Annotated in this window: 18 protein-coding genes; 9 read left to right on the top strand and 9 right to left on the bottom strand. The window is 59.5% G+C overall.

Features of this window, described 5'->3' with window-relative positions; genetic code table 11:
* Window positions 1-13: 13 nt before the first annotated feature.
* Entirely contained in the window at window positions 14-988 is a 975-nt protein-coding gene (locus tag Mal15_RS28090; protein WP_147870795.1) for a universal stress protein, read from the bottom strand.
* 224 nt (window positions 989-1212) lie between these two features.
* Between Mal15_RS28090 and ppsA the strand changes: the two genes are divergently transcribed.
* Both ppsA and Mal15_RS28080 read left to right on the top strand, forming a co-directional pair.
* Entirely contained in the window at window positions 1213-3627 is a 2415-nt protein-coding gene (gene ppsA / locus Mal15_RS28085) for a phosphoenolpyruvate synthase (RefSeq protein WP_147870794.1), read from the top strand.
* A 326-nt stretch (window positions 3628-3953) separates the two neighbouring features.
* Window positions 3954-4337, top strand: coding sequence for a group I truncated hemoglobin (locus tag Mal15_RS28080; protein ID WP_147870793.1), 384 nt, complete (start codon window positions 3954-3956; stop codon window positions 4335-4337).
* 27 nt (window positions 4338-4364) lie between these two features.
* Here the strand turns inward: Mal15_RS28080 and Mal15_RS28075 are convergent, their stop codons facing one another.
* Entirely contained in the window at window positions 4365-5789 is a 1425-nt protein-coding gene (locus Mal15_RS28075) for a sigma-54-dependent transcriptional regulator (RefSeq protein WP_147870792.1), read from the bottom strand.
* A 669-nt stretch (window positions 5790-6458) separates the two neighbouring features.
* Between Mal15_RS28075 and Mal15_RS28070 the strand changes: the two genes are divergently transcribed.
* On the top strand, window positions 6459-7751 hold the full coding sequence (locus Mal15_RS28070; RefSeq protein ID WP_199773749.1) for a glycosyltransferase: 1293 nt from the start codon (window positions 6459-6461) through the stop codon (window positions 7749-7751).
* Between the two features lie 9 nt (window positions 7752-7760).
* On the opposite strand, the gene Mal15_RS28065 is transcribed toward Mal15_RS28070, so the two are convergent.
* Complete coding sequence (locus Mal15_RS28065; protein ID WP_147870790.1) at window positions 7761-8108, bottom strand: hypothetical protein; 348 nt, start codon at window positions 8106-8108, stop codon at window positions 7761-7763.
* 44 nt (window positions 8109-8152) lie between these two features.
* Complete coding sequence (locus Mal15_RS28060) at window positions 8153-8854, bottom strand: polyphosphate kinase 2 family protein (protein WP_147870789.1); 702 nt, start codon at window positions 8852-8854, stop codon at window positions 8153-8155.
* A gap of 280 nt (window positions 8855-9134) precedes the next feature.
* On the opposite strand from Mal15_RS28060, the gene Mal15_RS28055 reads away from it, so the two are divergent.
* The 5 genes from Mal15_RS28055 to Mal15_RS28035 all read left to right on the top strand — a co-directional run bounded on the left by Mal15_RS28055 (window position 9135) and on the right by Mal15_RS28035 (window position 17301).
* The gene (locus Mal15_RS28055; RefSeq protein ID WP_147870788.1) at window positions 9135-13055 is read left to right on the top strand and encodes an outer membrane protein assembly factor BamB family protein; all 3921 of its coding nucleotides are present in this window, start codon (window positions 9135-9137) and stop codon (window positions 13053-13055) included.
* Window positions 13056-13500: 445 nt separating this feature from the next.
* On the top strand, window positions 13501-14319 hold the full coding sequence (locus Mal15_RS28050) for a hypothetical protein (RefSeq protein ID WP_147870787.1): 819 nt from the start codon (window positions 13501-13503) through the stop codon (window positions 14317-14319).
* 9 nt (window positions 14320-14328) lie between these two features.
* Window positions 14329-15828, top strand: coding sequence for a molybdate ABC transporter substrate-binding protein (modA, locus tag Mal15_RS28045; protein ID WP_147870786.1), 1500 nt, complete (start codon window positions 14329-14331; stop codon window positions 15826-15828).
* A gap of 4 nt (window positions 15829-15832) precedes the next feature.
* A complete protein-coding gene (locus Mal15_RS28040) occupies window positions 15833-16666 on the top strand; it encodes an ABC transporter permease (protein WP_233903077.1) in 834 nt (277 codons plus the stop codon).
* Complete coding sequence (locus tag Mal15_RS28035; RefSeq protein ID WP_147870784.1) at window positions 16663-17301, top strand: ABC transporter ATP-binding protein; 639 nt, start codon at window positions 16663-16665, stop codon at window positions 17299-17301. The genes Mal15_RS28040 and Mal15_RS28035 overlap by 4 nt, the downstream gene beginning before the upstream one ends.
* Before the next feature lie 530 nt (window positions 17302-17831).
* On the opposite strand, the gene moeB is transcribed toward Mal15_RS28035, so the two are convergent.
* The 5 genes from moeB to Mal15_RS28010 form a co-directional block, all read right to left on the bottom strand.
* Window positions 17832-18977 (bottom strand): molybdopterin-synthase adenylyltransferase MoeB, encoded by a 1146-nt coding sequence (gene moeB, locus Mal15_RS28030; RefSeq protein WP_147870783.1) that lies wholly within the window; start codon window positions 18975-18977, stop codon window positions 17832-17834.
* Between the two features lie 4 nt (window positions 18978-18981).
* A complete protein-coding gene (locus Mal15_RS28025; RefSeq protein WP_167547096.1) occupies window positions 18982-19251 on the bottom strand; it encodes a MoaD/ThiS family protein in 270 nt (89 codons plus the stop codon).
* Window positions 19248-20027 (bottom strand): HesA/MoeB/ThiF family protein, encoded by a 780-nt coding sequence (locus tag Mal15_RS28020; protein WP_147870781.1) that lies wholly within the window; start codon window positions 20025-20027, stop codon window positions 19248-19250. Before Mal15_RS28020 ends, Mal15_RS28025 begins: the two co-directional genes overlap by 4 nt.
* Window positions 20028-20225: 198 nt before the next feature.
* Complete coding sequence (locus tag Mal15_RS28015) at window positions 20226-21476, bottom strand: carboxylate--amine ligase (protein ID WP_147870780.1); 1251 nt, start codon at window positions 21474-21476, stop codon at window positions 20226-20228.
* Complete coding sequence (locus tag Mal15_RS28010; RefSeq protein ID WP_147870779.1) at window positions 21473-23116, bottom strand: oligosaccharide flippase family protein; 1644 nt, start codon at window positions 23114-23116, stop codon at window positions 21473-21475. Before Mal15_RS28010 ends, Mal15_RS28015 begins: the two co-directional genes overlap by 4 nt.
* A gap of 349 nt (window positions 23117-23465) precedes the next feature.
* Between Mal15_RS28010 and Mal15_RS28005 the strand changes: the two genes are divergently transcribed.
* Window positions 23466-24602, top strand: coding sequence for a GNAT family N-acetyltransferase (locus tag Mal15_RS28005; RefSeq protein WP_147870778.1), 1137 nt, complete (start codon window positions 23466-23468; stop codon window positions 24600-24602).
* Window positions 24603-24611 lie beyond the last annotated feature (9 nt).

Here is a 24611-nt window from a genome sequence, read left to right as displayed (position 1 = left end):
GCGCATCCGTCGGTTAGGTCATCGGCAACATGCATGATTCTGCCGTTTCGTCGTCTTCATTGATTTCAATCGGGGATTGGAATCCTTCGGGTTTGAGTGCGAGGACGGAACACTTCATCGCCGAGAGCAGGTTTTCGGCGGTGTTGCCGATCAGAAATCCGGCCACTCCCGTGCGGCAAACCGTCCCCATGACAACCAGGTCGGCTTCGATCTCATCGGCGACACCAAGAATATTGGTTGCCGCTTGCCCGCGCTGCAGGTGGACTTCGATTTCGTCGCCGCCTTCAAACGGCGGCTGCAACAACCGATCCAGGCGATTGCGCACCTTGGCTTCGCGTTTGGCAAGCGCCGCATCGACCTCTGCGTCTCCGGCGCGTCTGCGCAGGGATTGTTCCATCCACATGTCCCAGACGCTGACCAGATGCAATTTTGCCTGGTCACGCCGGGCGACCGCATAGGCCAATTCCAGAATGTCGTTGTTCAGTTTCAAATGGGTTTCATCATCGGCATCCAAGTCGATGGCCGCGAGCACCTGGTTGAACGCCGCGTGGACCTTGGGTTTCAGGATCCAAAGGGGGCAGGGACAAATTCGCAGCAGTGTCCGAGCGATGCTGCCGAACAAACGCCCGGTCGTCGTGCATCCGTCGGCGGTCTTGATGACCAGATCATGCCCGCCGGCGAGCACCCGCTTGGTGATTTCTTGAGCGGGCGAACCGCAACGGACCAGGATCTCGACCGACAGACTTTCGCGGCAGAACTGATTGGCCAGATCGACCAACCTCTGTCCGCGGTCTTCGATCAGCAAATGCTCCAATTTATCCGGACTGGCCTCGTGCGTCATGATTCCGATCGCACTGGGCAAGGGTTTAATCACATCCATCAGCGTGACCACGGCCTTGTTTTCCTTGGCAATCTCAAAGGCCCGTGCGATCGCTGTTTCCGGGTCATCCGTTCCCGCATAAACCAAGATGTTCTTAAATCGTTGCATGGCAGTTTCCTTGGGGGTGTTCGGCAGACAGGTTTGCATGATTTGTGCCAAAATCAAAACATCGTCAGGGGCGAGTGAGATCGGCTTGCGCAGCGCGCGTATTGTCCCACCTGTGCGAAATGGCGCGCCCGTGCCGATTCGATGCGAACAAGGGCGATGGCATGCGCATTGCATCGAGTCAACGGCGACCGAATTCCTGTTCCCACCTGATCCCGAGTGTCACGATGAGTACGGCAGCAGACTCCGCCACGGACGCGATTCGCTGGTTTGACCAAGTCGGCATGGACGATGTCGGCATCGTTGGCGGCAAGAACGCCTCGTTGGGCGAGATGTATCGCGAATTGACGCCCCGCGGCGTGCGGATTCCCAACGGGTTTGCGACGACGGCGTCGGCCTATCGTCGGCATTTATCGGAGAGCGGGCTGGACGACAAGATCCAGCAGATTCTCAGTGGGATCAATTATCGGGACGTCGGGTCGCTGCAACATCACGGCCGGATCATTCGTCACATGATCCTCGATACGCCGCTGTCGGACGAGTTGTCCAAGGCGATCGTCGACGCCTACCACCGGTTGTCCAAGGAGCGTGGTGAATTGGCCGACGTTGCGGTCCGCAGCAGCGCGACGGCGGAGGATTTACCGGACGCCAGTTTCGCCGGCCAACAGGAGACGTATTTGAATGTTCGCGGACAGGCCAGCTTGTTGGACGCGTGTCGACGCTGTTTGGCGTCGTTGTTCACCGATCGGGCGATTTCCTACCGCGCGCACCACAACTATGACCACATGCAGGTGGCGCTATCGATCGGAATCCAACAGATGGTGCGTTCGGATCTGGCGTCGTCGGGGGTGATGTTTTCGATCGACACCGAAACCGGTTTTCGTGACGCGGTGTTGATCAACGCCGCTTATGGTCTGGGCGAGAATGTGGTCCAGGGGAGCGTGAATCCGGACGAGTACTACGTGTTTAAACCGACGCTCCGCGACGGCTATCGCCCGATTTTGAAGCGGACGGTGGGGTCCAAGTCCATCAAGATGGTGTACGACTTGGGCGGCAGCAAGATGACCAAGAACGTGCCGGTCGCCGATGACATGGCCAAACGTCAGGCGCTCAGCGACGAAGACATTTTGCAGCTGGCGCGGTGGGCGTGTGTGATCGAGGACCACTACAGCGACCTGCGCGGTACGTTTTGCCCGATGGACATGGAGTGGGCCAAGGACGGGAATACGGGGGAATTGTTCATCGTTCAAGCCCGGCCCGAGACGGTCCAGTCGCGGCGCTCGGTGCATGAATTACAACGTTACCATCTTCAACGTCAGGGCGAGCAACTGCTGGAGGGACGCTCGGTCGGCGAGAAGATCGCGGTGGGCCCGGTCCGCCTGGTTCACGATGTGAATGAATTATCCCACTTCCGAGACGGCGAGATTTTGGTGACCGACAAGACGGATCCGGATTGGGAACCGGTGATGAAGCGTGCCGCGGGAATCGTCACCAACCGCGGCGGTCGGACCTGTCATGCAGCGATCGTCAGCCGTGAACTGGGGTTGCCAGCGATCGTCGGCACCGGCGAGGCAACCGATCGATTGCGTGACGGCCAGGTCGTCACGGTCAGCTGTGCCAGCGGCGATGTCGGCGTCGTTTATGACGGAGAACTACCGTTCGAAGTCGAGACGATTGATCTGGGCGCGATCGGGCGACCGAAAACCAAGATCATGATGAACGTCGCGACGCCCGACGAGGCCTTTGCGCTGTCGTCACTCCCCAACGACGGAGTCGGCCTGGCGCGGGTGGAGTTCATCATTTCCAACTCCGTCAGGGTGCACCCACAAGCATTAATCGATTTTCACCAACTGGCCCCCAGCACCCGCGCCGCGGTAGATCAGGCGACGTACGGATACGACGACAAACCACAATTCTTTATCGACCGTTTGTCCGAAGGCATCGCCATGATTGCCGCCGCGTTTTATCCGAAAGATGTGATCGTTCGAATGAGCGATTTCAAAACGAACGAGTACGCGAATCTGATCGGGGGCCGGGCGTATGAGCCGAAGGAAGAGAATCCGATGATCGGTTTTCGGGGCGCGTCGCGGTATTACAGCGACCGGTTTCGCGATTCGTTCGCGCTCGAGTGCAAAGCCGCCCAGCGGGTCCGCCGGGAGATGGGGCTGACCAACGTCAAGCTGATGGTTCCGTTTTGTCGCACGATCGAAGAAGGAAAACGCGTGCAAGCGGAGATGGCGAAACACGGCTTGGTGCGTGGCGAAAACGGTTTAGAGATCTACGTGATGTGCGAGATCCCCAGCAACGTGATCCTGGCCGATCAATTCGCGGAGATTTTCGATGGGTTCTCGATCGGGTCCAATGACCTGACGCAATTGACGTTGGCGGTTGATCGCGATTCGGCCATCCTGGCCCACGTCTTCGATGAACAGAACGAGGCGGTCAAGCGAATGATTTCCAGCGTGATCGCCCAGGCAAAGCGAAGCGGCCGCAAGATCGGAATCTGCGGCCAGGCGCCGAGCGACTACCCGCAGTTTGCCGAGTTTCTGGTCCAACAGGGGATCGACAGTCTTTCCCTGACCCCCGATTCGGTGTTGAAGACGACGATGCACATCCTGAAAGTCGAGGCGGCCGGTTCCTGACAGAATCGGTGTCCAAGGTTACAACAGTAGCGTTGCCGCCCCGGCGTGCGTGGGGATAAATGTGAGGGGATGCAGCAAACGCTGGTGTCCAGCCTTGAGGCGTCTTCTGCCGCTGCGAAGCAGCGACCGGGAATCGCCTAAAGGCCAATGCCACTTACTTTCGGTCACAAACTGAGCCGTAGGCGCTAGCCTCGGGCCTTACAAGGGAAATCCAAGGCTCGAGGCTAGCGCCGTCGGCTCAAAAAGTAAGTGGCATTGGCCGAAAGGCTAGACACCAACACTTGTCCCCGTGAAGTTCGTTGCCGTCCACTTTCAGTGAGATTTTGATGTCTGACGATTCTCAAGTCCTGTTTGACCGTCTTGGCGGCACCGCCGCAGTCGCTGCGATTGTTCAAGAAATGTATGCCCGAGTTCTGGAGGATCCGGAGTTGGCACCGTTTTTTGAGGGGGTCTCGATGGAACGCTTGCGGACGATGCAATTCCATTTTCTGGCGTCGGCCTTTGACGGGCCTGCCGAGTATTCGGGGGCCGATTTGACCCGGATCCATGCCGGTCGCGGGATCACCGCGGTGCACTTCGCAAAATTCTGTGGGCACTTCGCCGACGCGATGGAAGACTACGGCGCCTCCAAACGCGACGTCGATGACGCCTTGGGGCGACTGGCACTGTACAAAGACAAGATCACCGGCGACGCCAACGTCGACGGGTAAATCCCCAAGCCAGCGAGTGTCGCGGAATCACTCGACCGCGCTCAACGGTGCTTCCGCTTCGCTGCCGTTGAAACGTTCCAGCAATCGATAGAGTTTGCGTCGGTGGATGCCCAACACGCGAGCCGCTTTGGCTTTGTTGCCATTCTCTTTGGCCAACACGTACATCACGTGTGCTTTGGCGATGTCGTCCAGTTTCAGCGATTCGGGTTTAAAGGCCGCGTCGCCGTGATCGGATTCGGATGAATCGGCGTTGCCGCCACGGTCGCTGGGGTGCCGCGGGGCGTCGCCATCGGCACAATCGGCGATTTCAGAGGGCAGGTCGTCCAGCGTCACATCGTGACCATCGGCCAGAATCGTGGCGCGTTGGATCACGTTGATCAGCTGCCGAACGTTTCCGGGCCAGGGGTAGCGATTGAGCGCATCGCGGGCGGTCTGGTCGACATGCCACGGAACCGGCAAATAATGATCGACCAATCGATCCACGTCGCCGCTGCGTTCCCGCAGTGGGGGGAGTTGCAGGGAGAGCACGTTGACGCGGTAGAACAGATCCTCGCGGAAATTCCCGGATTCGACTTCCTTGGCCAGGTCCCGGTTGGTCGCGGCGATGATTCGCACGTTGACGAACCGTTCCTTGTGCGATCCGATGCGTCGCATCGAGCCGTCTTCCAAGACACGCAACAGTTTGGGCTGCAAAGAAAGCGGCAGTTCACCGATTTCGTCGATAAACAACGTGCCTCCGTCGGCGATTTCGAACAGACCGGGTTTGTCGGATGTCGCGCCGGTGAAGGATCCTCTCTGGTGGCCGAACAGTTCGCTTTCGACCAACTGTTCCGGTAGCGCGGCGCAGTTGATGGTGACAAAGGGTCTGTCGCTCAGGCGGCTGTTCTGTTGAATCGCGCGGGCCACCACCTCTTTCCCGGTGCCGCTTTCACCCTGGATCAAGACCGGTTTGTCCGTGGGGGCGACCTTGTGGACCATCTTGACGACTTGCCGCATCGACGGTGATTCACCGACCAGTTCCAACGCGGGACGGCTGCGCGAAATGATCGCTTTGAGCTGTTTGTTTTCGCGACGCAAACGGCCTCGATCGCGGGCCAACATGCAATGGTGTTCCAGGTCGCCCAGCGAACATGGTTTCGTCAAGAAATCGCATGCGCCCAACTTCATCGCCGAAACCGCCGATTCGATCGTGCCCTGGCCGGTCAAGATGATCACTTCCATCTCGATCTTGTCTTGCTGGACCCGCTGCAGCAACTCCATCCCCGACATCCCCGGCATATTCATGTCGAACACCGCGACGTCAAAACTGTCTTGGGCGCACAATTCCAAGGCTTCCGCTCCGCTCGCTGCGGCGCTGACGTCGTGCCCCTTTCGCTCCATCCAGCGGGCGGAAGTTTCACGGAAATCGTCTTCGTCTTCCACAAGCAGCAGCTTGATCGGTGAATTAGACATGGTGGTTCGCTGGACTCGTTGGCAAGGTGATGCGGGTGAAGTAGGTCGAGGGGGCGATCAAGGATGCCAAGCCGCTGGTAATCGCTTGAAGCCACTCCGGGTGCGTGGGTGAGATCGACTACCGAGTGTGCATTCTCGCACACCCGTGACGGAAGTGCACGGTCGGCACGTGGTTTTCCGCTTCGATGACGGTGCCGTCGCGAGGCCCCACCGGTCCGGATCGCGCGCCACCGCCGTGGGACGGAGAGAGCATCGTTGGCGATCGGCGGTCGGCGAATTCGGTGCGATCGGCAACTGTTGGCAAGGCCAACGTGCCGTACTGGTGAATTCACATGGCCGTTTCGTTTCCACGATCTCTCCTCGTCGTGATCCACCCAAGGGCTTGGGACTTTCGCTGAACACCGGCCTGTGATGCAAACAGCGGACCAAGCGGGTTGGAATTCGGATCGCTGCGGCCGCATTGGCCTGTCAATTGCACCGCATCGCTCCCAGTCTACCGCCACTCAATTTTCGGGTCGACGGTGCGTTCGGAGAGTCGCCGTGTTCTCCGACCTCGGCTGATTGAAAAGCGAAGCTTTGCTCCGCGCCGACCTCGGAGAGGACGGCGACGGTAGAGCCGAATCGAAAACAAAACGACGCCAGACGGAAGATCGAGCGATGAAGGTGGTGATGTTTACCAACACATTCACACCGCATGTCGGTGGCGTGTGTCGCAGCGTGCAGCAGTTCACCCAGGAGATTCGCGCGCTTGGGCATCGGGTGTTGATCGTGGCACCCGAGTTTGAAGGTGCGCCGACCGATGAGACGGGCGTGGTACGGATTCCGGCGGTGCAGCATTTCAACGGTTCGGATTTTTCGGTGCCGGTGCCGATTCCGGGTTATTTGAAGACGACGTTGGATCAGTTCCAGCCGGACCTGATCCACTCGCACCATCCCTTTTTGCTGGGCGGAACGGCGCTCCGGGTTTCGGCCGGGCGCGACATTCCGATCGTGTTCACGCACCACACGCAATACGAGAAGTACACGCACTATGTGCCCGGCGATTCCAAAACCATGCAACGATTCGTGGTCGAGTTGGCGGTCGGCTACTGCAATTTGTGTGACGCGGTGATCGCTCCGGGCAAGACGATCTACAAGCGGTTACGGGAGCAGGGGGTGACCCGACCGATGGCTGAAATCCCGACGGGAGTGGATGTCGTTCGTTTTCGTCATGGGGACGGCTCGGAGGCGCGAAAACGTCTGGGCATCGACGAGGGTCCGTTTGTGGTTGGGCATGTCGGGCGTTTGGCGCCGGAAAAGGGACTGGAGTGTTTGGCGATTTGCGTCGCCCGATTTGTCCAGCGATGTGCTGACGCCATGTTTGTGGTGGCCGGCCAGGGGCCATCGGGCAAGACCGTGCGCGATGTGTTTGAAAAGCACGGCGTGTCGGACCGTTTGAAGCTGTTGGGCAATCTGCCACGCAACGACCTGGTCGACCTTTACCATGCGATGAACGTGTTCGCGTTCAGCTCGCAAAGTGAGACACAAGCGATGGTGATCACCGAGGCGATGGCGGCGTCGGTGCCGATCGTGGCGGTCGATGCTGCGGGAGTCCGCGACGTGGTTCGCGACGGCGAAAATGGTCTGTTGATCAAGTCCCCGATTCCCGGGGGCGGTGATGTTGACGTGGTCTCGGATCGATTTGTCGATGCATTGATTCAAGTCCACGATGCCCCGCACGATCGCTATCGGCAGTGGAGTGCCGGGGCCTGGCAGACGGCGCAGCGGTTTTCGATGGAGGAGATGGCGGCGCGGACGATCAGGCTGTACGAACAGGTCATGAGCAGCAATCGCGACGGGAACCATCGGCATGACGCCTGGTCAGCCGCACTCCGCCGGATCGAGGAGGAGTGGCAGATCTGGTCCAATGTCGTCGATGCCGCCGGACACGCGATCATCGGCAAAGACATTCACGTCTTTTGAGGGCCGGGCTCACTCCAAATCGAATTTGATCCCGCCCACGAAGGTGGCGCACATGTTGTACAGAAGTGCCCCGATGATTCCGCCGATGAAGCCACCGACGCCATAAAACAAGGGCATCAGGACGATGGCGCCGATGCCGCCGATCAGCCCGGCCACCGCATCACCGCCCTGCGCGGCGACCCCGACCAACGCCATCAACGTGAACATCGCACCGACGATCAGCCCCAGGATCGCGTACAGCACACCCAGCATGGTTCCGCAGGACATTACGTCCAGCCGCTTGACCGTGACGGTCCGCCGCGTGGGCGTCATCGATGGAGGAGCGGCGGACGATTCATAGGGATTTGCGGCGGACATGCTGAGAGCCTTTGGTCTGACGGGCGGCGGGATAAATGAACGCGTTAATAGAGTAGCGTATCGTTTGCGCCGTGGGGCATCGCATCCTCACCCGCCGGCGTGACTTGGACGTCGCTTGGTTTCGCGTAGTGGACGAGGCGACGAGTCCATTCGAATTGTGCACCGCGAGGACTCAGGTGTTCCATGAATCGTTTGATGGTCCCCCCTTTTCCGGCCGCGTCACATCCTTCAAACAGGATCACCACTTTTTCTTTGGATTCCTTGACCCAGGCCTGAAGTTTCAGCAGTTCAACCAGCAACTGGTACTTTTGTTTTTCATACGTCTTTCGCGACATCAAGTTGCGATAGGGGAATGCGCCGTCGCGCCAGCCGCTGGAGAGTTGGTCGTCGGGGCTGCTGCGTCGCCGACCGCCAGCACTGGGGTGTGACTTCTTGAACAAGGCGTTGCGCAGCACGGTGGCGTCTTCCGGGGAAGCGCCGTCGATGATCACGTCCAATGTCTTGGCCAGCGTGTGCACATCGTGCGGGGGCGTCGTCTCGATGATGTCTCGGACGGCGCTGATTTTGCTCTGCAGGGCCGCTGCGACGGACCGATCGACCTCGAAATCCTCCAACTCCTGTGGTGTCAGCGAAGGTGACGTGTCACCCTCAGCGACCAGCCGATTGCGACGTTTGGTCTTCTTTTTTGACTTCGACTTCGCGTTTTTCGTACCGTTTTTTGACGGTTTAGCAGGCTTCGTTGACATTTCCGAATGGGGGGCAAACGGGCGTCTACAGGCGATCGGGCGCGGTGCAGGCACGCAGTCGAGGCGCGCAGGGTGTTGGGGATTCGGGTGTCGGGGATTCGGGTGTTGGGGATTCGGGCGGTGGGGATTCGTCGTCAGAGGCATAGCTTGTGCCAAACCGCTGATCGTCCGTAGATTTCCGCAGGTTCGTGACGGCGGCACCACACCGCTGGCTGGCGGCGACGGTTACAATCAGGGCCTTGCCCTTCTCCCCACCGTTCGCTTCGTCCGGAGCTGTTTCATGTCGCGACTACCGATTCGAGATGTCGTTGGTGCTTGTTTGGTCGTTCTGTTGACCTGTCTTTCTGGGGCCAGCCGCGCCGATGCCCGCGAGGACGGTGGTATCCGCGAGGATGCGTCCGAACTGATCGAGCAGGCCGGCGTCAACGCCGGGTTCTTCGTGCACTTGGATGCCGGGGACGGCCGGCTGACCGCGGCGCTGCGCCAAAACGATGCGACTCAGGTTCACGGGTTGGTCCGGGATGCGAATCAGTTGAATTCGATCCGCGACCGGGTGATCGCCCAAGGCGACTATGGTGACATCGCGTTTGACCGTTTCGACGGCTATCAGCTTCCCTATGTCGACAACATGGTGAATTTGCTGATCGCCGAATCGCTGGGTGACGTCTCGATGGACGAGGTCCTGCGGGTGCTGGTGCCGGCCGGCGTCGCCCTGGTCAAGAACGGTGACCGGTGGGAAAAACATCGCAAGGAGCGACCGGACAACATCGACGAGTGGTCTCACTACTTGCACGACGCAACGGGCAACTCGGTCGCCCACGACGACGTCGTCGCCCCGCCGCGACACCTACAATGGGTGGGCAGCCCGCGATGGTCGCGGCACCACGACCGGATGGCCAGCATGAGTGCGTTGGTGTCCACCGGCGGGCGGATGTTTTACATCATGGACGAAGGCAGCCGAATCTCGATCCAGTTGCCGCCCAAATGGAAACTGATCGCGCGCGATGCCTTCAACGGCAGCGTGTTGTGGAAAAAAGACATCGACAACTGGCAACCGCACCTCTGGCCGCTCAAAAGCGGTCCGACGCAATTGTCGCGACGATTGGTTTCGACCGAATCGGAAGTCTTCGTCACACTGGGATTCAACGCGCCGCTGACCGCATTGGATGCGGCGACCGGCGAGTTGCTGCGAACCTATGAAGGCAGCGATGCGACCGAGGAAATCATCTCCACCGGCGATCTGTTGTTCCTGGTGGTGCGAAAAGGGAAAGCGGAACTGCAGGACTACGCCCCGCTGCACGGCACCGTCGGTGACCAGGCGCGTTCGCGCAGTTTTTTCTGGAACGAAGAACCTCGCGTGTTGATGGCGTTTCAAGCCAGCACCGGAAAACAGCTTTGGGCCAAGCAGACGAAGGTGTCTCCGCTGACGTTGGCGGCCCAAGATTCACAGATTTTCTTTCACGACGGCGAGAAGATCATCTCGTTGGATGGACATTCTGGCGACATCGTCTGGGAAAGTGAATCGGTGACGCGTCGCGATTCGTTCACGTTCAACTTTGGTCCCCGCTTGGTGGTTTACGAAGACGTGGTGTTGTACGCCGGCGGCGACGGCAAGATGATCAGCAGCGACGCGAAGAGCGGAGAAAAACTGTGGGAGGCGAGTTTTCCCAACAGCGGCTATCAATCACCGCAGGACTTGATGGTCGTCGATGGTTTGGTCTGGTTGGCGCCGTTGACATCGGGTAGGGACAGCGGCGTCTACACCGGACGCAACCCGCGAACCGGCGAGGTGGTCAAATCATTTGCGCCCGATGTGGACACGTATTGGTTTCACCACCGTTGCTACATCGCCAAGGCGACCGACAATTTCTTGATGCCTTCGCGGACCGGGATCGAGTTTGTTGATCCCGACAAAGAACATTGGGACATCCATCACTGGGTTCGCGGCGGGTGTCTGTACGGCGTGATGCCCTGCAACGGTTTGACGTACGCACCGCCACACAACTGTGCCTGTTACCCCGAAGCCAAACTGTTCGGGTTCAACGCTCTGGCGCCGCTGGCCCCGACCCGTCCGATCCCGACAAAGGTCGCCGAAGCGGGGCGACGTGAAAAAGGCCCCGCGTTCGACGTGGCGTTGGCCGCCGCCAACCCGGCCGGATCAGACGATTGGCCGACCTACCGCCGTGATGCGGGACGCAGCGGCGCGACTGTCGGAACGATTCGCTCCGACGTCGCCCCCCGATGGACCGCGGACTTGGGCGGCCGACTGACCGCCCCGGTGATCGCCGACGGGCAAGTCTATGTCGCCCAGATCGACCAGCACACGTTGCATGCCCTGGACGAAAAAACGGGCGATGCGAAATGGAGCTACACCGCCGGGGCGCGGATCGATTCGCCGCCGACCGTGCATCGTGGCCGCGTCGTCTTTGGTGCCGCCGACGGCTGGGTGTATTGTTTGACCACCGACGGCGAACTCGTCTGGCGATACCGTGCCGCGCCGATCGATCGTCGTGCGATGGCCTATGAACAACTGGAATCCTTGTGGCCGGTGCACGGCAGCGTGTTGATTCACAACGACTCGGTATACACCGTTGCCGGGCGATCCAACTTTTTGGACGGCGGAATGCGGCTGTTGCGGCTGGATTTGGCCAGCGGAAAAAAGCTGGCCGAAACGATCATGGACGAGACCAATCCGGAGACCGGAAACAACCTGCAGGAGAAACTGCAAATCCTGCAAATGCCGGTCGGGCTTCCCGACATCTTGTCCACCGACGGGCGGCACTTGTTCATGAAGAGCCAGAAATTTGACTTTGACCTCAACCGATTAGAGATCGGACCGAATTCGGGCGACTTCGCCACACAAGCCTCCAAGCAGCGCGGCCAAGACGCCCACATCTTCGCGCCGATGGGCTTTTTGGACGACACCTGGTTCCACCGCTCGTATTGGGTGCTGGGCCAGAGTTTTGCCGGCGGTCATGGCGGCTACTATCAAGCCGGCAAGTACGCGCCGTCGGGACGCATCCTGGTCAAGGGTGACGGGTACGTTTATGGCTACGGGCGCAAACCACAATACTTGCGTTGGACGACAGTTCTGGAGCACCAGTTGTTTTCCGCCGAACAGAATCCGCCGGAGATTCCCGAAGGGTTTGGAAAGAAACGCGGAGGGGGCGGGGCGTCGGCACCGTCCGCGTCGTTCCCCAAATCGCCGAGTTTGAATCCACAGGGTAAACCGATCACGGTGGAGGCTTGGATCACATCGACCAAGCCCCAGGGAGTGATCATCGCGCGCGGCGGTCCATCAGCCGGATTCGCGCTGACGCTGAAAGCGGGCAAACCGCAGTTCTTGGTCCGCAGCGAACAAGGGCTGTCGACGATCGAAGGGCCCAAACGGATCGTCGGCGGGTGGCACCACGTCGTCGGCGTGTTGGGTGAAGACAAGTCGATGTCGCTGTACGTCGATGGAGAACTCGCTGCCAGCGGCAAGTCATCGGGATTGATTCACGTCGACCCCGCTCAAGGCATGGATGTCGGGGCCGATGGTCAAACCGCCGTCGGTGATTACACGTCTCCGTTGGCCTTCTCTGGAGCGATCGACGAGGTGCGGTTGTATTTCCTGGCGGCAACCGCCGATCAGGTCGCCAAACGCTACGGCGACGGTTCGGAGATCTCGGCCGATGCCGTGCTGGCGGTCAGCTTTGACGACGGCACCGCTCGCGATCACAGCTTGCATCGCAACAACGGCACCCTCGAAGGCGGCAAACTGGTCGACGGGAAATTCGGCATGGCCGTCCAGTTCACCAGCCGCAATCAAACCGCGAAGAAGGGCGGGAACAACAATGTCAAACCCGGTGATTCGCTGGTCAAACCGAAGTGGGCCAAAGATGTTCCGGTTTACGTACGCGGCATGGTGTTGGCCGGAAACAAGCTCTTCATCGTCGGTCCACCGGACACGATCAACGAAGAAGAAACGTTCCAGCAACTCAGCGAGAGCGATCCGGAAGTCCAAGCGTTGCTCGATGACCAGGACGCGGCCTTGATGGGCAAGGATGGGTCGTCGTTGTTGGCGGTGAACATCGACACCGGCGAAATCGAAAATGAGATCAAGCTGGACACGTTACCAGCGTGGGACGGACTGGCCGGCGCCAATGGCAGTCTGTTTCTTTCAACGCTCGACGGAAGTGTGATGTGTTTTGGGAAGTGAGCTTTTGAAGTTCAGAACACTTCACTTTGCCGGATTGTTTAGACCACGTTTGAAACTGGTTGTTATGTTTGCTGCTTCGATTCATGAATACCGCATGATCGCTCGTTTCGATCGTGGTGCGTCGGATGCCCCCTCACCCCCAGCCCCTCTCCCCCGGATTCTGGGCAAGTGGAGCTTGCCCAGAATCCGGGGGAGAGGGGAGCCATTGAGGACGATTGAATCAGTGACGATGTCATGTAAGAGCATTTTCCGTCGCCCAAGTCTTGGTCCCACCTGCCATTCTTCGCGGGGACTTGTCCTAACCTTCATCCTTTTGGCATGGAGTTCTTGCGCCGGCGCGTGCAACATTCCCGTCTTTCGCTACGCACTGGAACGATGGACGCCGGATGATTGCGAAGTGATTGTTTTTCACGATGGACCGCTCTCGCCCGCCGACGCCCGCCTGATGAAACGATTGACCGCTTCGACCGACGACCACGGCGGGCACGCCAACGCCAAGGTCATCGCGGTCGATCTGGCCAGTGGGAAAGACCGCTCGCGCGAGACTTTGTGGCAGGAAATCAGTGCGGACGATCAAGCGACGTTGCCGCATGTCCTGGTCCGGACCAAGCTGGGACAGGGACGCACCGTCAACCACTGGCACGCAGCGCTCGGCGATGCGGATCGGATGGGGATTTTTCAATCACCGGTTCGCAACGAACTCCGCGATCGGTTGCTGGCCGGTCACAGTGTCGTCTGGTTATTGGTTCGATCGGCCGACGATGGAAAAACGGCTGCTGCAAAGCTGCTGGTCGAAGACACATTCAAAACACTTCAGTCGAAAATCAAGTTGCCTGAAGGGATCGGATTGCCGGGCTCGGAATTGTACGCCGACTTGCCGTTGGTGGTGAAATTCAGTCTGTTGGAGATCGATCCGAAAGATCCCAGCGAGAGGTTCTTGGTCCGTTTGCTTTCCGGATTGCGCGGACAGGCGTTCGAAGAAGGCGAACCATTGTTGGTTCCGGTCTTTGGCCGCGGTCGGGCACTGGAAGTGATCCCGGCACGTGACATGACGCCGCGGTTGATGGAAGAGTTGACGATCTTCCTGAGTGGTGCCTGTTCGTGCCAGGTCAAAGAACAGAATCCCGGTTTCGATTTGCTGATCGATGCCGACTGGGACGGTGAACTGTTCGGCGACGTCGACAATCGTCCCCCGGATCGCAGCGCCGAAGAAGGCCGCAATCGCAATCCCGTCCTGGTTCCGATACCACAGGGTCGCAGATAAACTAAAGCTATGAATCGAACATATATCTTAATGGCCGGCTCGCTGGTCGCACTGATCGCCATCGGCGTGATGCTGGGCGGAAAAGAAAAGCCGTCGACCAGCGGGCGAGCGGTGATGTTGTACTGTGCCGCCAGCAACCGTGCGGTGATGGAATCGATCCGCAAAGAGTACGAGCAGGAGTTCGACCGCAGCGTTGAAATCCAGTACGGACCGTCGCAAACACTTCTTTCGTCGATCGAAGTCGCCAACCAAGGGGATCTGTATTTGCCGGCCGACGACAGTTATCTGAAACTGGGTCAGGAAAAGGGACTGATCGCGGAAGAGCTTCCGATCGCGAAAATGCAAGCCGTGATCGCGGTCCCCAAGGGGAATCCGAAATCGATCAACAGCCTGGACGATCTGTTGCGTGATGACGTCCGTGTCGTTCTGGCCAGTCCCGATTCGGCGGCGATCGGCAAAGTCGTCCGCGAAACCTTGGATGCGTTCGGTCGCTGGGACTCGTTGGACAAGGCCACGAGTGCGTATCGTGGAACGGTCAATGAAGTGGCCAATGACATCAAGATCGGGGCGGCCGACGCCGGGATCGTGTACGACGCGGTGCTGCACACCTATCCGGATTTGACCTTCGTCGAAATCCCCGAACTGGCCGCGACGGCATCGCAGATTTCGGTCGGTGTGATTGCGTCGACCGAGCATGCAGCCGATGCATTGCATTTTGCTCGCTATGTTTCATCAGCCGATCGAGGGCTACAGCATTACGCCGAGCACGGCTTTCGCGTCTCCGGCGGTGACACTTGGGCGGACCATCCCGAGTTGTCGGTGTTCGCCGGTTCGATGTTGCGTCCGGCGATCGAGGACACGATCGCAGCGTTCGAAAAACGCGAGGGCGTGAAGGTCAATCGCGTCTACAACGGATGCGGGATCTTGGTGGCACAAATGAAGGCCGGCCAGCACCCCGACGCCTACTTTGCGTGTGACAGTGAGTTCATGAACCAGGTTCACGATCTGTTTCCCGAACCGGTTCCGGTCTCGCAAAACGAACTCGTGATCCTGGTCCAGAAGGGTAACCCCAAGGGGATCGCCTCGTTGCGGGATTTGGGCAAAGAAGGGTTGCGTGTCGGGATCGGCCACGAAAAACAGTGTGCGATGGGCTGGATCACGCAAAACACGTTTCGCGAAGGCGGCGTTCAGCAGGAGATCATGCCCAATGTGACGGTGCAGACACCGACCGGCGACATGCTGGTCAACCAGTTGCAAACCGGTTCGCTGGACGCCGCGGTGGCTTATTTGAGCAACGCCGCCGGAGCGTCGGAGTTTTTGGACGCGATCCGGATTCAGGGGATCGAGTGCAGTGTGGCGACTCAACCATGGGCGGTTGCCAAAGAGTCACCGTATCCGAACTTGGCATCGCGCCTGTTCCAGCAGATCTGCTCCACCGAGTCACAAGACATCTTCGCCGCCGAAGGGTTTCGTTGGCAGAATCTTGGTAAAGCAGCGACCGATGAGTGAGCCGGTGGACTCCACTTCTTCACGGACGTTTCGGCGCCGCAGCGACACGCCATTTTTCCTGGTGATGGGCGGGATCTCCGCCTGCTTCATCGTCTTGATCGTGCTGTTGTTGGTCGCGGACGTCGTGTTCACCTCACCGAGTGACTTCATCGATGCACTTCGCAAACCGGAGATTCAAGCGGCGTTTCGGTTGACGATCCTGAGTTGCTCCGCCGCGGCCGTCTTGTCGTTGTGGGTCGCGACGCCGCTGGGGTACTTGTTGTCACGCTATCGATTTCCGGGACGCTGGTTGGTCGACACCCTGGTCGATATTCCGATCGTGTTGCCGCCGTTGGTGTTGGGGCTGAGCCTGTTGATCCTGTTTCACCTGCCGATTTTTGGTTGGGAATTGGAGGCGTGGTTGCGCGACAGCGTCGGATTCCCGGTCACGTACCAGTGGCCCGCGGTGGTGCTGGCCCAGTTTTCAGTGGCGTGCGCGTTTGCGGTGCGAACGATGCGTGTGACGTTCGACCAAATTGATCCACGCGCCGAAGACGTGGCGCGGACGCTCGGTTGCACGCGGGGCCAGGCGTTCATGCAGATCGCGCTGCCCCAAGCGTGGCGAGGGATGATCGCCGCGACGACGATCGCGTGGGCGCGGGCGCTCGGCGAGTTCGGACCGATCCTCGTGTTCGCCGGGGCAACGCGGATGCGGACGGAGGTGCTTTCGACGACCGTGTTCTTGGAATTGAGTATCGGTCAGTTGAACGCCGCGGTCGCCGTGTCGTTGTTGATGGTCGCGATGGCCGTGGTCGTGTTGTTGATTCTCCGCGTGCTCGGGACGGGATTAAACGCGTGATCCAGCTGGACAACGTTGCCATTCATGCCGGCGATTTTTCGCTCTCGGGCATCTCCATGCACGTCCCATGCGGTCACTACGCCGTGCTGATGGGCCGGACCGGACGCGGCAAGACGACGATCCTGGAATCGATCTGCGGCTTGCGCAAGGTGTCTTCGGGGCGGATTTCGATCGATGGCGTCGACGTGACGACCTGGTTGCCGGGAGATCGTCAGATCGGATATGTCCCCCAAGACCTGGCGCTGTTTCCCACGCTGACGGTCGCACAGCATTTGGCGTTCGCGCTGCGGCTGCGAAAGCGGCCTCAGATAGAGATCGATAATCGGATCGCTGAACTTGCCGAAGTGCTCGGGATCGAAGCGTTGTTGGGGCGAAAGGTCGACGCGCTCAGTGGTGGCGAATCGCAACGTGTCGCGCTCGGGCGGGCGATCTCATTTCGACCCGCAGTGTTGTTGCTCGATGAACCCCTGAGTGCCCTCGACGAATCGACCCGCGCGGAAATGCACGCCCTGCTCAAACGGGTCAAGGAGACGACCGGAGTGACCACGCTGCACGTCACCCACAGCAACGAAGAAGCCGAAGTCTTGGCGGATCAACGGTTCGAACTTCACGAGGGAGTGTTGAGGGAAGTGTAGCACCATTGTCTCAATTGTGCTGTTGCAGTCGCTTGCGGCTGCCAGGGTGTGGCGGGGTGTGGCGCTGCGCTTTCAGGAGGGAACAGTTGGGGACAACGGTTCTACACTTGGCGGCTGGAGGGCAGTGTAGCACCATTGTCTCAATTGTGCCCCCGCAGTCGCTTGCGGCTGCGGGGTTGTGCCGGGGTGTGGCGCTGCGCTTGCAGTGGGGAACAGCTGGGGACAGCGGTTCTACACTCAGCGGCCGGAGGGCAGTGTAGCACCATTGTCTCAATTGTGCCCCCGCAGTCGCTTGCGGCTGCCGGGGTGTGGCGGGGTGTGGCGGGGTGTGGCGCTGCGCTTTCAGGAGGGAACAGCTGGGGACAGCGGTTCTACACTTGGCGGCCGGAGGGCAGTGTAGCACCATTGTCTCAATTGTGCCCCCGCAGTCGCTTGCGGCTGCGGGGTTGTGCCGGGGTGTGGCGCTGCGCTTTCCGGGGGGAACAGTTGGGGACAACGGCTCTACACTTGGCGGCTGGAAGCCTGGCTTCCTAATAGGTCGGGATGGTGGGATCGATTTGCTTCGACCAGCGGATGATTCCTCCGTTGAGGTTGCTGACGTCGGGGAAACCGGCGTCGCGGAGGATCTGGACGGCTTTGGCGCTGCGCATGCCGAGTTTGCAGTGGACGACGATCGTCCGTGATCGATCGAGTTCACCGAGACGCGTGGGCAATTCATCGAGCGGAATCAACGTCCCGCCAAGATTGCAGATGTCATACTCGTGCTGCTTGCGAACATCCAAAACCGTCATCGGCTCTCCGGCATCCAGTCGTCGTTTGAATTCCGTCGGTTCGATGTCCCAGGGGCTTTGCGTGCTGTCCTGTTTGGGCGTCCCACAAAACTGGTCGTAATCGATCGGCGCGGTGATCGTCGGCTGATCGCCACACACCGGGCAACTCGGGTCTCGGCTGACTTTCAGTTCGCGAAATCTCATTTCCAACGCGTCGAGCAACAACAGCCGACCGGAAAGTGACTCACCGATCCCCAGGATCAACTTGATCGCCTCGGTCGCCTGGATCGTGCCGACGATGCCCGGCAGAATCCCCAGCACGCCGCCCTCGGCACAATTGGGGATCATGCCGGGATCGGGTGGTTTCGGGTACAGACATCGATAGCAGGGGCCGCCGGGAAGTCCGAACACCGAGGCCTGGCCTTCGAAGCGAAAGATGCTGCCGTAGCAATTCGGTTTGCCCAGCAGCACGCAGACGTCGTTGACCAGGTAACGCGTGGCAAAATTGTCGGTGCCGTCAATGATGATGTCATAGTCGGCGGCGATCTGCATCGCGTTGGCGCTGGTGAGCGCTTGATCGTGCCGGTCGATTTGGATCAGCGGGTTCACGTTGCCGATGGATTCGGCAGCCGAATCGACTTTGGGGCGGCCGACGTCGTCGGACCCGTGAATGATCTGTCGCTGCAGGTTCGAATACTCGACGCGATCAAAGTCGACGATCCCCAGGCGGCCGACGCCGGCGGCGGCCAGGTACAGAGCGACCGGCGATCCCAACCCGCCGGTTCCCACGACCAGGACCGAGGCCGATTTCAGTTTGACTTGGCCCTCGGTGCCGACTTCGGGTAACGTCAGATGCCGCGCATAGCGAGCGGTTTCTTCTCGCGCCAGCATGCCTTGGTCCGACATCGGTTCAGCCTCCCGCGATCGCCGGGACCAACAGAATCTCGTCGGTCTCGCGGAGCGGTGTCGCTTCGTTTTCCAGGTCGCGGATGTTGCGATCGTTTACGAAAACGTTGACGTAGGAGACCAATTGGTTGCGGTCATCGAACAGACTGCTGCGCAGTTGGGGGTGTGCCGTGACGACCTGTTCGAGGGCGTCTTGGACCGTGGTGGCGGCGATGGAAAGATGGTTCTGGCCGCCGGTGTGTTTTCGCAGCGCCGTGGGAATGATGACTTTCATGAGACAGCCGTGGAGGGAGCGTGGGGCAGATGACCACAGGTGGGGCATTCGGGACGTCGGTTCACGTTGAGCCGATGGAAGCTCATGTCCCGCAGGTCCATTTTAAGCAATCGGTTGACCAGCGGCTGGCCGATTCCCGCAATTGTCTTGATCGTCTCCATCGCGGCCATGCAGGCGACCGTGCCGGAAACGGCGCCGAAGACGGGGAACTGGCGGGTCCAGGTCGGCGGTTGTTCGGGGAACAGACATCGCAGACAGGCCGATCGACCGGGGACCAGCGTCGTCACGTGGGCTTCCAGTTCGTACATCGCACACTCGACCATCGGTTTATTTTGCAGCACCGCCTGTTCGTTCATCGCGAACCGTTCGGGGAACAGCGGCGCACAGTCGACGATGATGTCCGACTGGGCGACCAAATCCGCGGCGTTGGCCTGGCTAACATTTTCACCGACGGCCACGATCTCCAGCCGTGGATTCAATTCCAACAGCCTGCGCCGAATCGACTCGATCCGCGGTTTGCCGATCCAGTCGTGGGTCATCAACAGCTGGCGATTCAGATCGCTCGGTTTGACGTTGCCGGCATGAGCGAGCACCAACTTGCCGACACCCGCGGCGGCGAGTTCATAAGCGACCACACTGCCGACGCCGCCGACACGCGAGATCATCACCGAGGCGGCTTTCAGTTTTTCTTGGCCGGATTCGCCGAAGTCGGGAACCCACATCTGCCACTCGTACGTGGCACGTTCTTCATCGGTCAGCGGTACGGGCGTCGGCATCAGGTGGAAAGCGTGTTGCGGTGGAGCAGAAGTCTGGGGATCGGCGCGGAGTAGTCTATCGCACCCGGGGGTTGATTCCTACCGACCGATCGCCCGACGGACCTGTCTCTGAGACATCGCTGCGCTCGCCAGAGCGTGGAAAACGCAGCGGAACCGCCTTCTGGCGAAGTCAGCGACTTCAACACGCCCCGGCCCAGCCTAGACACTCGTTTCGATTCGCCGCGTGACTTTACCCAATAGCGATCGGGCGAATTCCATCAGCGTCGCCACTTGCGGTCGCCAGTCATCGGGCGCATAGAAGTCCAAGTGGTCTTTGCCGAACAACAGTTTCTCCAGTTCAAACTCCGATGCCTTTTGATGCCGAAACGCACGCAGGTCTTTGATCAGATTGCGACAGCGGACACCGGTCGTGTGATTTGTGTAAAAGTTTGTTTTGCCTTTGACCAATAGTTCATAGAGTGCGAACGGGAAATTCGCTTTGGCCGCGATTGCCAGCGGCAGCGACCCCCAAAACCGGGCGTTGATTTCCAAAAACACCCAACCACCGGTTTCTCGGTTGTAGCGGAATTCGAACATGCCGACACCGGTGTAGTTCAACCGCTGGACCAGTTTTGCGGTCGCCTGGGTCAGCTCGGGAATCTCCGAGATCGTTTCGCGATACGTGCTGCCACCGTCGATGGTTTCACGAAGGCGTCGATGCTGGAGTTGCATCAGGATTCTCCCTTGGTGGGCCAGCACTTCGACGCCGATCCCTTCGCCGGAAAAGCTTTCCTGAATCAGCACGCCATCGTCAGGGAATTCATGAATCAGGACTTCGGCCAATTGATCGGGAGTTTCGACGTGCCTTGCGGCGCGTTTGTTCGCGACGTCGCAGGCGGTGATCGATGAACGCGGTTTGACGAAAACCGGAAAGCGGAGTGGTCGCCGATCGACCAGCGTGAACTTGCGGTCGTTGAATCCTCGCTCCAGATTCTCCGCCGTGATTTCACATTCACGCGGCAGATTGATCCCCAATTCCGCCGCGAGTTCGCTGGTTTTGGCTTTGTCAAAGGCGACTTGGAACGCGTCGTCGTTGATTAAATACCAATGCGTGTCGGGATCGAGTTTTTCGCGTTCCAGTTGCAAGGGAACGACGGCAAAGTCGTTGCACGGGATGACCAGGTCATAGTGGTGGCGTTTGACCAACCCGTGCAACGCATCAAGCCACCCGTCGTCATCGGCCGTGTAGGGGGCAAGCGAGTGAAACGCGTTGACGTAATGCGATTTGAGTGCCGGCGAATTTGCATCGCACCAGCCGACATCGACGGAGATGCCATTGCGACCGAGGCCCCGGGCAACGGCCAGCAGCACGCGGTCGTCGTTTCCCAACAACAACACCTTGCCGGTCAGCGGTTGCGGAGGTTCCTGTTGGCGGGACTCTGGTTGATCGATCAGTTCTGCCAAACTCATGAAGGGTTCATGCCAAAAGCGGAGCGGAGTTTTACAAGTGCGCTGCGACGAAGCGCATCGCTAACCAATAGCGGGGTGTACCAGGCGGCCAGCAGCAACGAGACCAGGGACAGTAAGGCGATCCATTTACCCAGGCAAATCGTGAACAAAGCAGCGCACACGACGAACACACCGGAATCGATTCGCAGCCGGTGAAGTTTGCAGATCAGCAGCACGCCGCCCAAGACGATTGCATGGGAGATCAACGTGGAGGCCACAACACCGTCGATCCCGAAGTCGCCGATCAATGCCAGACCGACCAGGAAATTGCAAACCAGCCCCAACAGCAAGCAACAGCTGCTGATCCAGGTCTTCTCCAGGCACCAAAAGTATTTTTGTGCGACCATCGTCATCGCCGCCAACGAGCAGTAACACAGCGTCATCGGCAACAGCGACTCGCCGAGCGAAAACTTGTCTTTCCAGAATTCGCCGAACAGAATCGGCGCGAGCAGCAGGATGGCGACCGACGCGGTCACACAAAACAAGCCGATCGCTTTGAGCATCAGGTTCATCCGCCGGCCCACCGCCTGACGGTCGCCCGATTCCCAGTCCTTGCTCAAGTAAGGCAGCCCGGTCGATGCCGCCATGGCGCCGATCGTCATCAGCAACAAGGGGAAAATGCATGCGGTGTGGTATTGGCCCACCAGATATTGAATGTCGACCGACGGATCGGGAAAGAAATTGACCAGAAGCAATCGGTCGCAAACCGAAAACAGGTTGATCAATGCGTTGCTGACCCAGACCCAGACCGCAAACGGAAGAATCTTTCGCCAAATCGAATCGGCCTGATCGGTCTCGGGCGGAAAAAAACGATGCAGCAACCGTTGGTGTCTCGCCTTGAAGCGATCCCCGGTCGCCGCGACGCGGCGAGGCTGGGCGGCTAAAGCCTGAACACCGACGGTTGTGCCCGCGGCGTCGGGAGTGACTTCTTGGGGTGGCGTCTGGCGCCGGTCCAGCAGCGAGTAGCTGGCGCCCAACGCTGTGCCGACCAGGCAGGACAGCAGGTAGGCCGTGACGACCGACGAGGCGTTGACCGCGGCCAATTGAAACAGGACGACACACAGCAATGCGAAGAATAGTGTTTGGGCGAACTGGATTCGGAAGACGAATCGATTGAGCCGTTTGCCGGAAAACCAGCTGGTTGAAAAATTGAAGCACACAATGACCGGCAGCCCGATCGCCAGGATGGAGACCAGGGATGCGTCCCCGGCGCTGCCGAAAAAGTACCGCGCCACCGCGTCGCGAAACAGCCAAATCAACGCCGCGGCGGGCAGCGTCAACGCCAGGCAGGCCGCGAGGGTCTGGCAAAGGAATCGCCACTGTTGACCGCTCTTTTCAAATCGAGCGACATAGCGACCGAATGAGCCGGGGATCCCGAGGACCGCCAGCGGGGCGACCAGCATCAAGAAGCTGAACGCCAGATCCCAGCGCCCGACCTCGGCCGCCGGCAATGTGCCGCAAACGTAAAAGCTGCGGACGAATCCGATGCCTCGCTGCACGACCATCAAGCCGCCGATCAGCAACACACTTTGCGAGAACGTATCGGCGGTAAGTGTCTTGGCCGATTTCGTCGCTGACTGGGAAAGGCTGGCTTGGCTCATGGACCGGAGAAGCGTGAACGTCAAATGTCAGTGCGATCGGCGGTTTTTGACAGTCGTTCTTGTGTCCCGAACCGCGATTTTGCGTGACGAACGACCCCTGGTTGGGCAACCTTACGTTGCGAAGAAAGCCGCTCGCGCCGATCGCGACCGCAGGATCGTTTTGCCCACGAGCCCAGTTCCGGCTAGTGCGATTGGTCCGGTCGCAATGACGGACTGCCGGGTGAAGCCTGGATCCGGACCGAAGTTCTTCTCCGACGGTTGCCTTCGCGATGGTTCAACCCACATTTTTTAGCGCGGACTGATCCACGCACCTCTTTCAGAGGTATCCGAATCTTGACCGGACCAAAGCATGACTCCATCGATTGAATTGATCAGCAGTGTCGACCAGTTATCACAAGGTGATCTTGATCGTTGGAACGAGCTGGCCCATAACCCGCTGCAGCGTTGGGAGTGGTTGGGAAGCTGGTGGAGGGCGTACCAACACAATTATCGCCTTTCGATCGTCAAGGTCCGTCGGCAAGACGAAACCATCGCCTTCGTGCCGTGGTGTTTGGAGAACCGAGTCGGGACGGGAAAGACGATTCAGTTTCTCGGATCGGGAAAGGCCTGTACCGACCACCTGTCGCTGTTGGTGTCCGCAGGCGATTGCGAAGCCGTGTGTACGGCGGTCGCCGGCTGGTTGGCCCGTTCGGCCGACCAGCATCAAACCCCCAACGTTCAGCATCTCGTTTGGGATGCCATCGAATTGATCGGAGTGGATCAGGAAGACGCGGCGATGAACTCGCTGGCCCGGGCGATGCGCACGGTCGGGTTGGACGTGGAACAAACCGAGGGTCTGGGGTGTTACGCGATCAATCTGCCGCCGACGTGGGACGAGTATGTCCGGATGCGTTCCAAGAGTGGACGTCGCGAGGTTCGACAATCGCTTAAAAACATCGACTCCGGGACGATCGTGGTGCAACGCGTCGAAAGCCGCCCGCAACTTGATTCGGTTTGGGACCAATTCGTCACGCTGCACCAGCGTCGTCGCCATGCGTCGGGGACGACGGGATGTTTTGATCATCCACCCTTTGAGGCGTTCCTGCGGGATGCGGCCGCGCAGTTGCTCGACGCGGGGTTGCTGGAGCTGATCATCGCGACCCACGACGGCGCAGCGGTGGCGGCCCACTTTGCGATCGCCGACAAGGACCATTGGTATTTCTATCAATCCGGAATGGATCCGGATGCGGAGGCATTGCGACCGGGATTAAGCATGTTCTGTCATGCGATCCGCGAGTCGATCGTGACGGGGCGCAAGACCTTCGACATGATGCGCGGTGACGAACCGTACAAGTTGCGTTGGCGGGCCGAGCTTTTGCCGGCCCAGGAAATTCGTGTCTGCAGTCCCCGGCGTGCGGCACAGTTGCGCCATCAAGTCGTCCGCGCCGGCGTAACGTTCAAGAATCTGGTCAAGTCGGGCCTGGGGATCGGCCAACCGCAATCTTAGGACGCAGAA

Origin of the sequence: Stieleria maiorica, assembly GCF_008035925.1 — a bacterium.
Classification (GTDB): Bacteria; Planctomycetota; Planctomycetia; order Pirellulales; family Pirellulaceae; genus Stieleria; species Stieleria maiorica.
The sequence above is the reverse complement of the archived record's forward strand: the minus strand, read 5'-3'. Positions and strand labels throughout refer to the sequence as shown.